Source organism: Rahnella bruchi (assembly GCF_003614975.1).
In the GTDB taxonomy this organism is placed as follows: Bacteria; Pseudomonadota; Gammaproteobacteria; order Enterobacterales; family Enterobacteriaceae; genus Rahnella; species Rahnella bruchi.
Genome location: NZ_QZWI01000027.1, coordinates 1 through 17,875, shown reverse-complemented (window position 1 = coordinate 17,875; position 17,875 = coordinate 1). Strand labels below are relative to the sequence as shown.

At 49.3% G+C, this 17,875-nt stretch carries 13 protein-coding genes; 6 read left to right on the top strand and 7 right to left on the bottom strand.

Annotated elements, in window-relative coordinates; translation table 11 throughout:
- Positions 1-721: 721 nt before the first annotated feature.
- The 5 genes from D5398_RS24385 to D5398_RS24365 form a co-directional block, all read right to left on the bottom strand.
- The gene (locus D5398_RS24385; RefSeq protein ID WP_119824694.1) at positions 722-1,621 is read right to left on the bottom strand and encodes an HNH endonuclease; all 900 of its coding nucleotides are present in this window, start codon (positions 1,619-1,621) and stop codon (positions 722-724) included.
- A gap of 705 nt (positions 1,622-2,326) precedes the next feature.
- A complete protein-coding gene (locus D5398_RS24380; protein WP_229921214.1) occupies positions 2,327-2,566 on the bottom strand; it encodes a hypothetical protein in 240 nt (79 codons plus the stop codon).
- 378 nt (positions 2,567-2,944) lie between these two features.
- Positions 2,945-4,396, bottom strand: coding sequence for a sugar porter family MFS transporter (locus tag D5398_RS24375; RefSeq protein ID WP_279635018.1), 1,452 nt, complete (start codon positions 4,394-4,396; stop codon positions 2,945-2,947).
- 562 nt (positions 4,397-4,958) lie between these two features.
- A complete protein-coding gene (locus D5398_RS24370) occupies positions 4,959-5,207 on the bottom strand; it encodes a hypothetical protein (RefSeq protein WP_120509927.1) in 249 nt (82 codons plus the stop codon).
- A 212-nt stretch (positions 5,208-5,419) separates the two neighbouring features.
- A complete protein-coding gene (locus D5398_RS24365; protein WP_120509926.1) occupies positions 5,420-6,358 on the bottom strand; it encodes an Rpn family recombination-promoting nuclease/putative transposase in 939 nt (312 codons plus the stop codon).
- A 575-nt stretch (positions 6,359-6,933) separates the two neighbouring features.
- On the opposite strand from D5398_RS24365, the gene D5398_RS24360 reads away from it, so the two are divergent.
- Complete coding sequence (locus tag D5398_RS24360) at positions 6,934-8,199, top strand: MFS transporter (RefSeq protein WP_120509925.1); 1,266 nt, start codon at positions 6,934-6,936, stop codon at positions 8,197-8,199.
- Complete coding sequence (locus D5398_RS24355) at positions 8,196-9,635, top strand: glycoside hydrolase family 32 protein (RefSeq protein WP_120509924.1); 1,440 nt, start codon at positions 8,196-8,198, stop codon at positions 9,633-9,635. Before D5398_RS24360 ends, D5398_RS24355 begins: the two co-directional genes overlap by 4 nt.
- Before the next feature lie 2 nt (positions 9,636-9,637).
- Here D5398_RS24355 and D5398_RS24350 read toward each other — a convergent pair whose 3' ends face one another.
- Together D5398_RS24350 and D5398_RS24345 are read right to left on the bottom strand one after the other, a co-directional pair.
- Positions 9,638-10,633, bottom strand: coding sequence for a LacI family DNA-binding transcriptional regulator (locus tag D5398_RS24350; protein WP_120509923.1), 996 nt, complete (start codon positions 10,631-10,633; stop codon positions 9,638-9,640).
- Positions 10,634-10,706: 73 nt separating this feature from the next.
- Positions 10,707-11,645: an aminoimidazole riboside kinase gene (locus D5398_RS24345; protein ID WP_120509922.1), complete on the bottom strand. Its 939-nt coding sequence runs from the start codon at positions 11,643-11,645 to the stop codon at positions 10,707-10,709.
- 250 nt (positions 11,646-11,895) lie between these two features.
- On the opposite strand from D5398_RS24345, the gene D5398_RS24340 reads away from it, so the two are divergent.
- From D5398_RS24340 to D5398_RS24325, 4 genes are all read left to right on the top strand, one after another.
- Positions 11,896-13,476 (top strand): carbohydrate porin, encoded by a 1,581-nt coding sequence (locus tag D5398_RS24340; RefSeq protein WP_120509921.1) that lies wholly within the window; start codon positions 11,896-11,898, stop codon positions 13,474-13,476.
- Between the two features lie 66 nt (positions 13,477-13,542).
- On the top strand, positions 13,543-14,916 hold the full coding sequence (locus tag D5398_RS24335) for a sucrose-specific PTS transporter subunit IIBC (protein WP_120509920.1): 1,374 nt from the start codon (positions 13,543-13,545) through the stop codon (positions 14,914-14,916).
- Entirely contained in the window at positions 14,913-16,322 is a 1,410-nt protein-coding gene (locus D5398_RS24330; protein ID WP_120509919.1) for a sucrose-6-phosphate hydrolase, read from the top strand. Before D5398_RS24335 ends, D5398_RS24330 begins: the two co-directional genes overlap by 4 nt.
- A gap of 30 nt (positions 16,323-16,352) precedes the next feature.
- Positions 16,353-17,378: a LacI family DNA-binding transcriptional regulator gene (locus tag D5398_RS24325; protein ID WP_120509918.1), complete on the top strand. Its 1,026-nt coding sequence runs from the start codon at positions 16,353-16,355 to the stop codon at positions 17,376-17,378.
- Positions 17,379-17,875 lie beyond the last annotated feature (497 nt).

Sequence of the window (17,875 nt, the reverse complement as noted above, 5' to 3'; positions counted from 1 at the left end):
TATTACCTAGGAAAAAATGGCTTTGGATTACACATTACTTACTCAATCCCTTTCATGACAACGTCACGGAAGTTAGTGACCAGCTTAGGGGGAAAACAGCCCTTATTTTGAACAAGTGTGAGAGTAATGGTGAGGCTTACAGGTAGCGGGTGTGCTAGTTGAGCCTTTTATTTTAAAAGCCTCCTACTTGGGATCGTAGTAAAGTCCAATGAAGGAACGGGCAAAAGAACAAGGATAAACCACATAGATACTAGGTATAAACAGCCACATACGGGATTGAACGCGAGAAAATTAACATAACGTTATGATTATAATGAAATAAAACCTTTATCATATGACTTGCCTATGGCGATAAATCATCATGACCAACCGTCACCCATATCGGAATTGCCCCTAATTGTGCCCACGGTATGATTGTTTCTCCTTAAATGCCCCTGCTCTAAGTGCTCATTTTATAAATACACATGAGATAGCCCGCCTTCCCTTCCTTCGTTAAAACTCAACTATCTCCTTGTCCAAGATGACCTGTGTAAAAGTGATTACTGCTCTCCTGGCTGAAATTTTCACGCACTTAACATAACCCAAAAACATGTTGAGCTTACGGGTAAGGTATCTGGCATTCCAACCATTACCTCACCCTGCAACTTTGCGCCCCTTCTTCACAGAGGAATGAGTCAAATAAAACAATGATAAAAGGAGTTAATTAATCCAGAAACACTCGCTACTTAGGGTCGAATTTGAAGAGAATTCGATGCCGTTTAAGATACTTTTTATTTCCTTCAAACAATCCATTAATTTTTGCATCCAAAGGGATTTTAAGTTGACGTAGCAAATCCTCTTGCTCGTTTTTGTACAATAAACACCCATTATCATCAAAACTGATCAAACCACGGTCGAATAATTTGTCTAAGTTAGGAATAAGAAGGAAACCATTGTCCGGGTCAACTTTCTCTTTTTCATTAGAAATTGACCACGAAACAATGTGTGAAGCCGTCAAAATTGACTTAACCGCTATTCCAGTTACTGCACACTTTCCGTGCCATTTCTTAAATAATTTATCTCGGTATGGCCCATGACCAACACGAGCCTGTATGACGGATTCTTTGGTGCTCCCAGTCGCTTCTTTAACCTGAGCTTTCTCGTTACTGAAATCTATCGATATGTTTTCACTAATGAAGCTAGCTATCATTTTTGCTGCTTCTTCAGGTATTTCACACAAATACGTTTGGGTGCATGAACCCCCCTCAGCAAAAACTGCTGGCCTGCAGGATTCATTGTAAGCCGTCCTAAACGTCTCGCTAAACTGCGATACATCTATCGGATGCTCTAAAACGGTTAAATTAACATCTACTCGAGTACCTTCGCGTTCCCATTTATCAAAAGATCGGTTTTCTGGACGCGGTGCCGGTGCAGAATCAGCCTTAGCTGTAGCGACATAAACGATCGCTCTATCCTTATTACAGAAAATAATGTCTCCTGCTTTCACGTCCTTCATAGTCTCCCATGAAGCATTCCTAAATTTTTTAGCATTTTTGTTCATGCCATACTGCGGAGCCCAGAGGGAATTTTGCTCTTTCACCTCTTTATAACTGCCACCAATGTTCACCCAGAAAAATCCCATCCATCCTCCTAAATTTGAACCTGCACCAAAGTGAGCATGCTATCTAACTGTATCGAAGAGCTGTTCAACGCAGAGCCATTTTGGTTCTTGGTCGAAGAAGGTTTATGATACAACCAAATGCCCATGAATTATCTATATCTATTAAAATGAGCTTATAAAATGATTTTATATAGATATGTTAATTTGCAAACAGTCTTTCTTATTTTAGATGGCTATACATTTAAGTTCTCGGGACTATTTAGTTTTAACGATCAATTTGAAGTATCATATTTATATTATGAATTAAATTAACGCGAACATCACCCAAAGGAAAATGCATTAAGCAATATTATCATAGGTAGTAGTTAAGGAGTTCTCTCACTATCAGGCGTTCCACTAAACCCGCTAATATTGGTCCATTATTAATGAGTAAAAAACTTCTTTATCAAAAGGGTATTACTCTCAACAGTGATTGTCTAGCTGATGTAAATTAGAGAACATTGTATGAACGTGGCCAGCGACCATGCAATTATGAATGATTTTATAAATATGGGAGCAATACTTTAAGTATTCCAGCATCCCAATGCGTATGTAGCATTTGGATTCGCTGCTCATAATAATAAATGAAACTTCAAATTTGAAACAGAAATTTAGAGTACCTTAATATCGGTAGTAATCCCACAGCATCGAAACGATGCTGTGGGCAGTTCTAAATAAACGAATGATTTACGAGCTTTTATCATCTCTAAGTTGCCGGACTTCTTCATCTTCGAAACTGTTCTCCAACATCTGGAGCTGATCGGCAAGGATTAGAAGCATAACGAAATTGGGTCCTGCTTCATCTGGGCGTTCAAGTATGGCGTTAACCAGCACGCGTGAACGATCGATTAACTCCCTGACAGGAGGAGTTTCATGTGGTGTTAATCCGATTAGACGTCTCTTATATGCTGAATAGTGATTGCTCATTTTGTGTACTCCTGGAAGGATGCCAGGTAGGTATTCGAGTTTCCACGCTCGACAACACTGTTGTTGTACGCTCATTTTATCGGGAACAGTTTTTCTTCGCAAAATTCGACTAGCATAATGAGATATTGATCTGCAATCCTTTAAGCCGCTGATAACTCGTCCGTCACCATTTGCCGTCCTAAGGCAGGTATAAATTATTCAGTACTCATTACTTTGGTCTGTTCCTTAAATAATACCGATGCGTACCGTCATCCCGTTTAGATAATGAACTCACATAATTCCCATATCAGTGAACGGTTGTTAATTTGTGTTTTTTTATCAATCTCACAGCATATGTTCACAAATAGTTGTCACATCTCCTCTGTGTAGAGGATGTAATTATTGCCCTATATCTCGCAGTTTTTTCCCCGCCATAAGATTTTTTTCAATTTGCTCAAGCGTGACATTCTTCGTTTCCGGTATCAGGAAGAAAGTGATCACGACAAAGACTATGTTCAGCGCTGTATACAGCCAGAATGTCCCTGCTGCACCGATATTGTCCATCAACGTCAAGAAGGTCGCGCCGATAATCATGTTTGAAATCCAGTTAGTGGTCGTCGAGCAGGTAATACCAAAATCACGGCTTTTTAATGGCTGGATTTCGGAACACAAGATCCACACTACGGGCGCAGCACTCATGGCATAACCGGCAATGCACATCATGGTCATCCCGACGGATAGCCAGGAGAGTCCGGCACCGGCCGTGCCCAGGTTGAACTGCTGAAGGCAATATCCCAGCACCAGCGTGCCGAGTGCGATCACAGAAAATCCAATTTTCAGCGCAGGTTTACGCCCGGCTTTATCGACCATACTAATTGCGATAAACGTCGCCAACACAAAGGTCAGGCCCACAATAATCGTGGCGACCATTTGCTGACGTGTACTGGTAAATCCCGCCAGATTAAAAATCTTTGGCGCGTAATACATGATGATATTCATCCCGGTAAACTGCTGCATCGCTTGCAATAGCATGCCTAAGCCGACGGCACGGCGCACGTTGCTATTGGCTTTAAATAATGCCCAGCCGCCCTGTTTCAGCTTCAGGCTTTCACGTATTTCATTCAGCTCCTGCCGAGCCTTTTCTGAGGTATCACGCAGCATTCTCAGCACGCGCTCGGCCTCAACATGCTTTCCTTTAGCAGCCAGCCAGCGTGGGCTGTTAGGTAAAAAGCACACAGCCACCATCAAAACAAACGCTGGAATCGCCAGCACGCCAAGCATCGCTCGCCAATCACCACTGCTGCTGAATGCGGTATCTGATAAAAAGGCCACCAAAATACCCAACGTCACCATCAGTTGATACATAGCTATCATCTTGCCACGGATGGTTTCTGACGCCATTTCCGACAGATAGAGTGGTGCGGTATAGGAGGCAATACCGACTGCAAATCCGAGGACCAGTCGAGAAATCATCAAGATTTCGACGCTGGAGGCAAACGCCGATCCTAAAGAACCGAGAATAAATAATAGCGCTGCCGCCATCAGACTGTATTTGCGGCCCAGCCTGAAAGAGAGCCAGCCATTAGCCAGCGCACCAAACGCCGCTCCAAGCATCATGATGCTGACAACCCATTCCTGCAGTCTACTGCTCAGCACAAAATGATCGGTGATAAAAGGAAGTGCACCAGAAATCACGCCAATATCGAGACCAAATAAAAGCCCCGCCATCGCAGCAGCAAAAGACACAAACAGGTTCATGACTTTGGTGTTTTGAGGCGGGTTATCAGCCATTTTTACCACATCAGATGACGACATTTTTTTCTCCGGAAAGTGGAATACAGCAACGGACATCAGAAAATCGTTCAGTCGTCACAATAAGCAGAACTGTCCGGCGGGGTGAGAGCAAGAAAGGCACATATATTCACGATCGTGCTACGCCAAATTATTTGTGATCAAGATCACTTAGAAATTGACGTTTACAGGCGCAAATATAAATATAGCGCTGATTTATGTTGATATATCACTAGCCAGATTCATTAAAAGCCATGTCTTTATCAATGGACGTCCTCGCTATATCCGGCTGCGAAATCGGTCTACGCCAATTTGACGAGAAGTTAAATAGCATTTTTGTCGGCATAAGCACGATTGCATTTCCGGAAATGCAAAAATGCATAATGTTCCAGAACTTTCAATCTGCCTTAAAATTAACGCTGACGCCTCCCACAAATCCTCCTCCATTCAGAAACAATCACTGTAATGATGAATGCCTTCCCGAAAATACAAAGAGAAAATTTGGGGGTGTTAATTAGGCAATCTGGAGGTAAGTGAAATAAGTTCTAATTTATCGATCAGAATTAATAAATTTCAGATTGAGCTGGTTAATCGGAGTAACAGAGTCGTGCTTTTTATTGTGTTACGGTTTTAAATCCGCTTCATTCACGCCGGTGACATTAAGCACAACTGCTCGGTCCATTCCCATTCGTAACAAATTTTCAGCCACTTCAAGTTTTCCTGCGATCCTGCCTTCAAGCTTGCCTTCAAGCTTGCCTTCAAGCTTGCCTTCAAGCTTGCCTTCTTGATGTGCTTTCAGTCGTGCTTCCAGTCGTGCTTCCTGACGCCCTTTTAGAAAACCCTCAAGGCGCAGTTGTTCAGCGATTGTCATTAGAGCCCCTCATATTGCGGCATACACAATGCCAACGAATTCTTTAGAACAATTTGAGTATCAACGGTGGTTAAAAAACTTCTTGAGACGGTTAATTTTTAAATATGCACACGAAGGAAATGGAAAAACTTCGAAGGAGTGCACTTACATCATTCTCGAACGCCGCTCAATATAAAACATTAAGGCCGGGCATAGCCCAGCCTTTCGCAGTATTACAGCGTGTTCTGATTTAAATCCTTTTCACTCAAGCCGGTCACCTTGAGTACAGCCAACCGATCCATCCCCATCTTTAACAAGCGATTGGCCACTTCAACTGTTCCCTCAAGCCTGCCTTCGAGCTTGCCTTCTTGATGAGCTTCCAGCTGTGCTTCCTGGCGTCCTTTTAGAAAACCCTCAAGGCGCAGTTGTTCAGCGATTGTCATAAGAGATTCCTCATGTTGCGGCACGCGTGATGCCAACGTATTAATCAGAGCTGCAGTGTCACGGGTTTCCCCAGCTTGAATCATGTAGTTTATCACTGATTGTAGCTGTTCAGGTGTCGTGTTTCCACAGGTCAACAATGTGACTAACTGGTCCAGTAGTTCAGCCATATCGCGCTGACGGATATGTTTTTGCAGCAACTCGAGTACCGCAATACGGCGATGTTGCATGATTTCGTCATCCGGAATGATGGTGATATCTACCAATGGAAAAGATTCGCTATAAACCTTACGGGCATGTACAGGTGTTTCAAATTCATCATGCCAGTTCATTGAATAGGGGTAAGGGCTCACTTTTCCCTGATAGAAGAGCACCGGGATAACCAACGGCAGCGTTTTATGGCCGGCATCGAGGTGGCGCTGCATAGCTGCTATCGTGTATCTCATCATCCTGAATGCCATATGCTTATCGGGAGTACTCTGATGTTCGATCAAACAATAAACATAACCTTGCCCACAGTCTGTCTTCAGCGAGTAAAGCACATCTGAATAATAAGGACGCAGGTCATCTTCAATAAAAGAGCCTGACGCCAGTTGGAGGGTGTCAAGGTCGCACAATTTGCGCAGTGCTGGGGGAAGGTGTATATCCAGGAAATCACGGGCGGTTTCAGGGTGTGTGAGAAACTGTTTAAACACGCCGTCATGTAAGGTTGGAGTTGTCGTTTTTTTCATAGGTGATTAATTGTTATTTTGTTGTGGTTAAGTTAGAAAGATAATGAATTAAGAATATTATCGGCAGTATGGCTACGGCTAAATATTGAGGGATGGATATTATTCAACTTTAAGAAAAAAAATTTGAGCGAGTTAACATTAATAGCCATCAGCAAAAGAGTATTAATGGCTGTTGATGATTTATTGATAATGGGCGATTGAACCATACTTAACCCCTCTCATTTATTAGCACGAGATGCGCGCCTATCTGTCTGTCTCCGTTTTGGGTATTATAAGACTATGCGTAAATACCCAAACCAACTGTCAGATATTGGCTCGCAATACATCCCTGTATGAGCTGATGCCCCCCTATCTCTAGCCATACCCTCTGACTCTTTATATTTCAAAATATCCCCAAGTCTTGAAGGAGGACGAAAGCGCTTGAGGCGACAAAAATGCGATGAATATCACACCTTTGCAATGTTAACGTTAACATTCGTGATTAACATCATGATTCTCGATTATTGAATTTTTGAAAAACCACATGTTAACGTTAACAATATGACTTCTTCTGACGATTTAAATCCGGACATGCCATGAAAAACAGTCAACGAAGTCACTACGCATTACTGAGTGGATTACTTTTTTCTTTTTTCTACACCTGGTCTTCCGCCTTTTCGCTTATCTCGCTCTGGCTCAGTCAGAAAGTCGGGCTGAAAGGCACCGAAACCGGTTTGTTTTTTTCCGCAGTGGCGCTGACCGCCCTTTGCGCGCAGCCCCTTTACGGTTTTATTCAGGACAAACTGGGGCTGCGTAAAAACCTGCTCTGGGCCCTGGGTTTGCTGTTACTCATCAGCGGTCCTTTCTTTATTTTCGTTTTTGCGCCGCTCTTGCAGGTCAGTATTCTGGCGGGTGCCGTGGCGGGCGGCGTTTATGTCGGCGCGACATTCTTTGCCGGGATCGGCGCGCTGGAGTCTTACACCGAGCGCGTCAGCCGGATCCTGGGATTTGAGTTCGGTAAAGCCAGAATGTGGGGATCACTTGGCTGGGCCGTCGCAACCTTCTTTGCGGGAATGCTGTTTAACCTCAATCCCAACCTCAACTTCTGGATGGCGTCCTGTTCTGCGGTCATTTTCTTGTGGCTGCTGTGGCTGCTTCGCGAAGTGAAAACGGATGCCCTGAGCCAGTTGGAATACGGCAAATCCAGCAAACTGACGTTAAGTGACGCCATAACCCTGTTCCGCCTGCCGCGATTCTGGGCACTGATCGTGTTTGTGACCGGCGTCAGCGTTTACAACGTTTACGACCAGCAATTCCCGGTGTATTTCGCCTCGCTGTTTTCAGACGTCCGGCACGGCAACGAAATGTACGGTTTTCTCAACTCCTTCCAGGTATTCCTGGAAGCCGGCGGGATGTTCCTCGCGCCATTTGTCGTCAACAAAATCGGGGCAAAAAATGGATTGCTGCTGAGCGGGATGATCATGGCGCTGCGCGTTTTTGGTTCCGGCCTCGCAGCGGATGCAGTCACGATTTCCTGCATGAAATTGCTGCACGCCGTTGAGCTCCCGATCCTGCTGATTGCGATGTTTAAATACATTACCACCCGCTTTGACCCACGCCTTTCCGCCACACTTTATCTGGTGGGGTTCCAGTTCATTACGCAGGTCTGCGCCAGCGTGCTGTCGCCGCTGGCCGGGCACGGTTATGACCTGCTGGGCTTCGCTGACACCTATATGTTTATGGGGATGCTGGTCCTGGTGCTCACCCTCCTGTCCGTTTACCTGCTGACCGGCGAAAAAAGCCAGGCACCCCCTTCCACGACGTCAAAACCTATACTTCTGAATAAAAGTGAGATTGTATGAACACAAGACTGGAACGCGCACAACAGGCGTTAGAGCAGGCAGAAACTCTGCGCGGCAACGTCTTTTATCCGACCTTTCACCTCGCGCCACCAGCGGGCTGGATGAATGACCCGAACGGGCTGATTTATCATCAGGGCGTTTACCACGCGTTTTATCAGCACCACCCGTTCAGTGAAAACTGGGGGCCGATGCACTGGGGTCACGCTACCAGCAAAGATATGGTGAGATGGCAACATCAGCCTGTAGCGCTGGCACCGGGGGAAGAATTCGATCGCGACGGCTGCTTCTCTGGCAGTGCGGTCGATGACAACGGCATACTCAGCCTGATTTACACCGGCCACGTCTGGCTCAGTGGCGAAGGCAATGACAGCGCCATCCGTGAAGTCCAGTGTCTGGCGACCAGTGAGGACGGCATTCGTTTTACCAAACAGGGGGTGGTGCTGACACCACCGGAAAATATCATGCACTTTCGTGACCCGAAGGTGTGGCAGGAACAGGGCCATTGGTGGATGGTCGTGGGTGCCCGTGATGACTGCGATCGTGGTCAGGTGTTGCTCTATAAAGGAGACAGTTTGCACCACTGGACGTTGGACCGCGTTCTCGCCAAAGCAAACGCCGCTACAGGTTACATGTGGGAATGTCCGGATTTCTTCCCACTGGGCGAAGACAATATATTGATGTGCTCGCCGCAGGGGATCCGCGCTCAAGGCCATGATTATCAGAACGTGTTCCAGAGCGGTTACCTGCGGGGTCACTGGAAGCCGGGTCAGGATTTCAGCATTACGCAGGGCTTTGTGGAACTGGATCACGGGCACGATTTTTATGCCCCACAGTCTTTCACCGCCGCTGACGGACGCCGGATTATTATCGCGTGGATGGACATGTGGGAATCGATCATGCCATCCAAACAGGAAGGCTGGGCTGGCTGCCTTACTCTCCCACGGGAACTGAGGTTATGCGGCGGAAAAGTTAGCATGTTGCCGGTTGAGGAAGTCTGTACCCTTCGCCGGGAGCACCGTCCGCTGGCGCCCTGCCTGCTGAAAAACAGCGTGCAGCGGCTTTCTGAAAATGCTCAGGCGACGGAAATTATCGTGCAATGGGATCTCAGCCAAACGGATGCGGAACGCTTTGGCATCACGCTCGGCGACGGTCTTTCCGTATTTGTGGACAACCAGACACACAGACTTTGTCTGAACCGCGATTATCCAGCCTACAGAATTCAGGACAGCCGCAGTGTCGCGTTGCCGCAAGGCAATCTGCTGGAGCTGCGCGTCTTTATTGACCGCTCTTCTGCGGAAGTGTTTGTTAATCTGGGGGAGAAAACGCTCAGCAGCCGGATCTATCCGCAGCAGGATCAGCACGTCCTCTCTCTCTTTGCCGAAAAAGGACAGGCGATGTTCAGTCAGGGTGACATCTGGCGGCTTAGCACCGAATAAGATTACAACGAGGCGCGCTCAAGCAGCGGGGAGGAAATCTGTATCACGCCGCTGTTCGGGCGCTGTTCAATAAGATGCAGCACGGCCTCGCGGCCAATCTCGCGGTGCGGTAACTGTACCGTGGTCAGCGGCGGCTGGAACAGATCGCCAATGCCAACCATGTTGTCGTATCCGAGTACCGCCACCTGCTGCGGGATGGAGATGCCTTTGGCTAACAATACCTGATAGGCCAGGAAGGCAATACGATCATTGCCACACACCAGCACGTCAAAATCTGCCTTATCGTGCGGGGTAAATTCATTAAGCAGAGCCACCACATCGCGGTAATGCTCGTCACCCGACGCCATGTGAAACTGACGCAGTTCACCCGCTGACAGTCCGGCTTCCTGCCATGCCGCTTCCGCGCCTGCCCTTCTGCAAATTCCGGCAGGTATCGAGTCAGGTAAATAAAAGCACAGCGGACGCCGGTAACCTTTCTGTATCAGAGCCTTCATCGCCTGATACTGTCCGTCAAAATCATCAGGAATGTAGCCCGGCAGCGTGTGTTCACGGCTCAGACAATTAGCCAGCACCAAATTTTTTTCCAGCAGACGGTCCGGGATTAGCACTTCGCGCAGGCCAATCGTCGTAAAAATTATGCCGTCCGGACGCTGGGACAGCAGCTGACTGACGGCCCGCTCGCCGTCTTCCTGCGAGGTGATATTGACCAGAAAACTGCTCCAGCCAAATTCACGCGCTGTCAGTTCTATCGAGAGCAGGAGTTCAACGGAAAAGGGCGTGGTGGCGGTATCAAGCGCCAGCACACCGAGAGTCGAAGCTTTGGTGCTGCGGCCTCGCATTTTGCGCGCAGAGAAATCGGGCACATAATTCAGGGCGCTGATCGCTGTCTGAACACGTGCCAGCGTTTCGGGCTTTAGCCGCTGCGGTTCGTTAATGGCGCGGGACACTGTCATCAGCGACACCGCAGCCAGTTGTGCTACTTCTTTCAGCGAAGCCATAACTCTCCCGTCCGGCAAAATTGACTCCGCTGATCCTACACAAAAAAAGGGTCAGGGAGTAAATCTATTCCGATCAAACCTGAGAGGAAAATGCCTTTAAGGTCGCGCTGTCGGGCAATGCGGTCATTGCGCCTCTCGCGGTGGTGGCTAGCGCCCCGCACGCCAGCGCCTGATGAATGACGTGCTGCCAGACGCTGTCCGACGTCAGCGGCCAGTGTTGCGCCAGTCCGGCCAGCAGACCGGCGACAAAGGCATCCCCTGCACCCGTAGTATCCACTACCCGCACTTCGGGTGCCGGAAAGTGTTGCAGGCTTAAATTTTTCTTCCGGTAGACCGAAACGCCCTTTTTCCCCTGCGTGATCAGCAACAGTTCAGGATTATAAAGGTCACACAGGCGCAGCATCCCCTCTGACAACAGCGCTTCTCCGCTCAGAAATTCCAGCTCATCCTCTGAAACCTTTATCACGTCCGCCAGCGACAACGCGCGGGCAAGATTATCACGCAGCTGCTTTTCATCAGACCACAGGTCGTGCCGGATATTGGGATCAAAACAGACACAACCGCCTGCCGCTTTCATCTTCGCCATTGCCAGAAAAGCCGAAGAGCGGGAAGGCTCTGCGGATAATGCAATCGAGCACAAATGCAAAAACTCGCCGGCGTTAAAAGCCGGAATATCGGTAGTCTGCAGAAATAAATCGGCCCCTGGACGCACCATAAACGTGAAGGAACGTTCGCCGTCAGCATCGTTTTCCACCACCACCGTGGAGGTGCGGTGATGCGGGTCAGCCGTCATGCAGCCGGTATTTACCCCTTCATCGCTGAGCGTTTTCATCAGGAACTTCCCGAAAGGGTCATCCCCCACCCGCCCGATAAAGGCGCTCTCGCCTCCCAGACGGCGGACACCGACGGCAACGTTTGCCGGTGCTCCGCCCGGACATTTTAATAAGCGACCATCCTGCTCAGGGATCAAATCCACCACGGCATCGCCAAGTACCCAAACCCGGTTATTCATCGTCATTCCCTTTTAAAATCCTGATAAATCGTCTGTCAATAAAATAGAAGAACCGGTTTAGCTAATCAAGAGCAAATCAATTTTCATGATACGAGAGGGAATTGCCAGCAAGATCACAAATCCTGCACATGACTGCCGAACTTCGTTGCGTAAATACATAACGAGTGTTTATTGTGCCCAGGAAAACCAGTTCAGCAATTTAGCAAAATGGTTTTCCCATAATAATTAAACTTCCTCTGAAGGGATAAAAATGATGATGAAACCTCGCTATCTTGCTGTTGCTATTGGACTTATTCTTTCTTCTGCGGCTCAGGGGGCCGATCTTTCTTCCAGTGCTATTGAAGCCCGCTTTGCGGCGATGGAAAAACGACTACAACTCGCCGAAAGCCGAGCCGCTAAGGCCGAAGCCCGTGCTACGCAGGCAGAACAGCAGGTTAAACAACTCGAGACACGCACCGCCAGCAACGAACAGCAAACCCGTCAGGTGGCGAAGACGGCTGAAATCACCCAGCAGCAAACTGCCGATGTGGCTAAACGCACCGAAACGTTAGCCAGCAATGCCAAAAGCAACAGCAGTGATAACAGCGGGTTTAAATTTAGTGGTTATGCCCGTTCTGGCGTGATCATGAACGATTCTGGCACCTCAACGGAAAGTGGCCCGTACGTCACCCCAGCCGGACAAACAGGCGGTGCAGTCGGGCGTCTGGGTAACGAAAATAACACCTACGTCGAACTGAATCTGGAGCACAACCAGACGATGGCCAGCGGTGCGACCTCCCGCTACAAAGTCATGCTGGCTGATGGTCAGCGCAGCTACAACGACTGGACCGGCGCGACCAGCGACTTAAATATCCGTCAGGCGTTTGTCGAGCTGGGTTCACTGCCGACGTTCACCGGGGTCTGGAAAGATTCCACCCTTTGGGCGGGTAAACGCTTTGACCGGGATAATTTCGACATTCACTGGCTGGATTCCGACATCATCTTCCTGGCGGGTACCGGTGGCGGGATCTACGGCGTCAAATGGGGCGATAACCTGAAAAGTAACTTCTCGCTTTACGGAAGAAACTTTGACGATCTGAAAGACGACAATAACGACGACACCCGCATCGAAAACTACATTGTCACGGCCAACAACTATGCCGGTCCATTCCAGTGGATGCTGAGCGGCCTGCGTGCCAAAAATAATCAGGATCGTGAAAATACCGGCAACCGGGGGATCAGCACCGCGGCGGACACCGGCTTCCACACGTTGCTGGCGTATCACGGTGACAGTTTCTACGGCCTGCGCGAAGGGACATCGAAAACAGCCTTGCTTTACGGACACGGACTGGGAGCAGAAGTGAAAGCGCTGGGCTCTGACGGACGTCTGACTGACGATGCGAGTACGCTGCGTCTGGCAACATATGGCATCACGCCGATCAGCAAAAACTGGAGTATCGCCCCGGCGGTTCTGGCACAGCAGAGCAAAGACCGCTACGTCTCGGGCGACGACTATAAATGGCTGACGTTCAATACCCGTCTGATCCAGCAAATTACCGAGAACTTCGAACTGGCGTATGAAGGCAGTTATCAGTTTATGGATCTCAATCCACAGGGTTACAGCGATTACAACCAAGTGAAAGGCGGTTTCTACAAACTGACCTTCGCGCCGACCTTCAAGGTGGGGGATATCAGCGACATGCTGAGTCGCCCGGAAATCCGCTTCTTCGCCACGTATATGGACTGGAGCAAAGAGCTCGACAGCTATTCATCCAGTGACTCATTTGGTACCGACGGATTCACAGCGGGCGGACAGTGGAACTTCGGTATCCAAATGGAAACCTGGTTCTAAACGGCAGGGTTTGATTTAAAACAAACGCCCGGCCTGACCGGGCGATAAAGAAAATTAAGGGATGCTATGAATATCAATGCAATCGCGACTGAATTGCTTCCGCTGTTGGGCGGCAAGGACAATATTGCCAGCGCGGCACACTGCGCCACACGTCTGCGTCTGGTGCTAGCGGACGACAGCCTGATCAACAAAAGTGCCATCGAAAAGGTGGAGGGTGTTAAAGGCTGCTTTAGCAATGCCGGACAGATTCAGATCATATTTGGTACCGGGCTGGTGAATAAGGTCTACGGCGAGTTTATTAAAGTGGCCGGTATCACCGAATCGAGCAAATCTGAAGCCGCAGATATTGCGGCGCAAAAGCTGAATCCGTTCCAGCGTATTGCGCGCGTGCTGTCGAATATTTTCGTGCCGATTATTCCGGCGATTGTCGCCTCCGGCCTGCTAATGGGGCTGCTCGGCATGGTGAAAACCTACGGCTGGGCCAATCCCGAGAGCGCGATTTTTATCATGCTCGACATGTTCAGCTCGGCGGCGTTTATCATTCTGCCGATCCTGATTGGTTTCACCGCCGCACGCGAATTTGGCGGCAATCCGTTTCTTGGCGCCACGCTGGGCGGCATTCTCACCCATCCGGCGCTAACTAACGCCTGGGGCGTTGCCAGCGGTTTCCATACCATGAATTTCTTCGGTATTGAGATTGCGATGATCGGCTATCAGGGCACGGTATTTCCGGTGCTGCTGGCGGTCTGGTTCATGAGTTTCATTGAGAAACGCCTGCGTAAAATCATTCCGGATGCCCTCGATTTAATCTTGACGCCTTTCCTGACGGTCATTATTTCCGGCTTTATCGCTTTCCTGATCATCGGTCCGGCCGGTCGCGCGCTCGGTGACGGTATCTCCTTTATTCTCAGCACCCTGATCACGCATGCCGGCTGGTTCGCGGGGTTGATATTTGGCGGTCTGTATTCGGTGATCGTCATCACCGGTATTCATCACAGCTTCCATGCGATTGAAGCCGGTTTGCTGGGCAACCCGAACATCGGCGTGAATTTCCTGCTGCCAATCTGGTCGATGGCTAACGTTGCACAGGGTGGTGCCTGTCTGGCGGTCTACTTCAAAACCCGCGATGCGAAAATTAAAGCCATTGCGGTACCTTCGGCGTTTTCCGCCATGCTGGGCATTACCGAGGCCGCCATTTTCGGCATCAACTTACGCTTCATGAAACCTTTCCTGGCGGCGTTGGTAGGCGGTGCGCTCGGCGGTGCCTGGGTGGTGGCGATGCACGTCAATATGACGGCCGTCGGTCTGACCGGTATTCCGGGACTCGCCATCGTGCAGGCCAGCTCAATTCTCAGCTACCTGATAGGGTTAGTGATTGCCTTCGGCAGCGCATTCCTGCTGTCATTGCTGCTGAAATACAACACGGAGAATAAGAAATGACAGAAACCAGCTTGCTAAAAAAAGCACTGCGCAGCGTGGTAGCCGGTCAGGTTAAAGCGGCGGCAGACCCTTATCGCCCCGGCTGGCATCTCGCACCGCCGGTCGGGCTGCTCAATGACCCGAACGGATTTATTCAGCATAACGGTCGTTTCCATTTGTTCTATCAATGGAACCCGCTGGCCTGCGCGCACGGCGCTAAATTCTGGGGGCACTGGAGCTCGGCAGATTTACTGCACTGGCAGCATGAGCCGCTGGCGCTGGCACCGTCAGAAGCCTACGAGTCACACGGCTGTTATTCAGGCTCAGCCGTGACCGATAACGGCCAGCTGACGCTGATTTACACCGGTAACGTGAAGTATCCCGATGGCTGCCGTACGGCATTTCAGTGTCTGGCGCGCGAGAATGCAGACGGCGAATTTGATAAAACCGGGCCAGTATTTAATCTGCCGGAAGGCTATACCGGACATGTGCGTGATCCGAAAGTCTGGCGCCATGAAAACCACTGGTACATGGTACTGGGTGCTCAGGATGTCAGCCTCAAAGGCAAAGTGTTATTGCTGCGAGCTGACGATTTATCAGCCTGGGATCTTCTGGGCGAAATTGCGGGTTCAGGATTACACGGGCTTGGCGAATTCGGCTACATGTGGGAATGTCCGGATTTATTCCGGCTGGCAGATAACGATATTCTGATCTGCTGTCCGCAGGGTTTGGCAGCGGAATGTGACCGTTATCTGAATACGTTTCAGTCGGGTTATTTTGTCGGGCAGCTGGATTATGAAAAGGCAGAATTTACACACGGCGAATTCACTGAACTTGATCTGGGATTCGAATTTTATGCGCCGCAAACCACGCAGACAGATGACGGGCGACGCCTGCTGATCGGCTGGATGGGGATCCCAGACGGCGATGAATTTTTCCAGCCAACGATACAAAACGGCTGGCTGCATACGATGACCTCCCCGCGCGAACTGACGCTGGTGGCGGGTAAAATCATGCAAAAACCGGCACGTGAACTGCAACAACTCCGTCGTGATGAACAGGCATGGCATGGGATTGCCGACGATTGCCCTCCTCTGGACATCACAAAAGCCGAGACGGAAATTGTCACTGAACAGGCTTTCAGCGCGGATTTTGGTGGCGACATGACGCTCAGTTTCGAAGGGGAATGGCTGCGTTTAACGCGAAACAACCGGCGCACGGGCTTGACTGAACATCGCGTCTGGCGGGGCCAGTTGCGCAAACTGACGGTGTTGAGCGATACCTCAAGTTTGGAGATTTTCATCAATGACGGCGAAGCGGTGATGTCCTCACGCTATTACCCTGTATTACCGGCACAATTGATCTTGCGGGGATCCGGGCAGATTACGTTGCGCCACTGGTCGTTGGCGGAATGCGTGATAGAATAAATTTCTTTCCGGACAACAGAATATGGCGCAGTGAAAAAGACCAAACGCATCACTATCAGTGGCATAGCCGAACTGGCTGGCGTGTCCAAATCGACTGCCAGCCAGGTGCTCAACGGACACAGCAAAAAGTTTCGGATCTCCGATCCCACAAGGGATCGGGTACTCGCCGTCGCAGCTGAACATCATTATCAGCCGAGCATTCACGCCCGTTCACTCAATCTCACCCGCAGTTTTACGCTGGGGCTGGTGGTGCCGGAAATGACCAACTACGGTTTTGCCGCCTGTTCGAACGAACTGGAAACGCTGTGTCGCGAAAACGGGATGCAGCTGCTGATCGCCTGTACGGATGAAAATACCAGTCAGGAAACCATGGTGGTCAACAATCTGATACAGCGTCAGGTTGACGGGCTGATTGTGGCGTCCAGCATGCTCAATGATGCGGAATACGTCAAAATCAGTCAGCAGTTACCCGTGGTCTTATTCGACCGTCATATGCAGGACACGCAACTGCCGATTGTGGTCTGCGAAGCCATCGAATCCTCAGCTGAACTGGTCTCGCGGATAGCGCAAACGCAGCGTGATGAATTCTATTTTCTCGGCGGTCAGCCGCGGATTTCCCCGACCCGTGACCGCCTGGCGGGTTACCAGCTGGGGCTGCAACGGGAAGGTGTCCCGTTGGATCCTGACTGGATCCTGTACGGAAATTATCACCCAAGTTCCGGATACGAAATGTTCGCGCAGCTCTGTGCACGTCTCGGACGTCCGCCAAAAGCGCTTTTCGTGGCCTCATGCGGTCTAATGGAAGGGGTTTTACGTTATATGAGCCAGCACCAGTTGCTGGAAAGCGATATCCATCTGTGTAGTTTTGACGATCACTACCTCTACGATTCTCTGTCCGTGAAAATTGATACCGTTGCTCAGGACTGCCGGGAGCTGGCCATGCATTGTTTCAGCGTGATCAGCGACCTGATGAATGACCAACCTGTCGAGCAGACGCAATGTTTTCTAACCCCCAAACTACACTGGCGCTCCGCGCAGTTCACGCAAATAAAATAGAGAGCAACACGTTCGCCACAAGATGATGTGAAGGATGAATTCACTTCGCATCACTTAGCTCAATCCCAATCCAGGGTTCGCGTGCAATCTCTCAATGATGAAGGTTGTTTCATGAAAAGCCGCATACCCCTAATAATCCTCAATCCTGAAAATATCCTTCGCTAATGATGATCGAGATCTCCAGGCGTGTGATGGTAGTCCTCCTTTGTTTCCTTCAACGAATCTCTTCCTACAAGCACTGCTTCAAAACTTACGTAAGTCATCATTCTGATGTTTCGTATTCTCCAGACGCGGCTTCATTCCATCTTAATCCTTCTTTTCCTTTAGTGAGCTAGGTTAATTTTTGTGCCATTGACGACACAAATGATAATGCTTATCATTACTTTGATCTCCTCATGGACCGAGAGTACGGTGTGAGTGCTGTATGTAATTACAGTATTTACACTCAACCGTATGAACCAAGGATAAGGATATGGCACTTGATGCAGACAAAATGA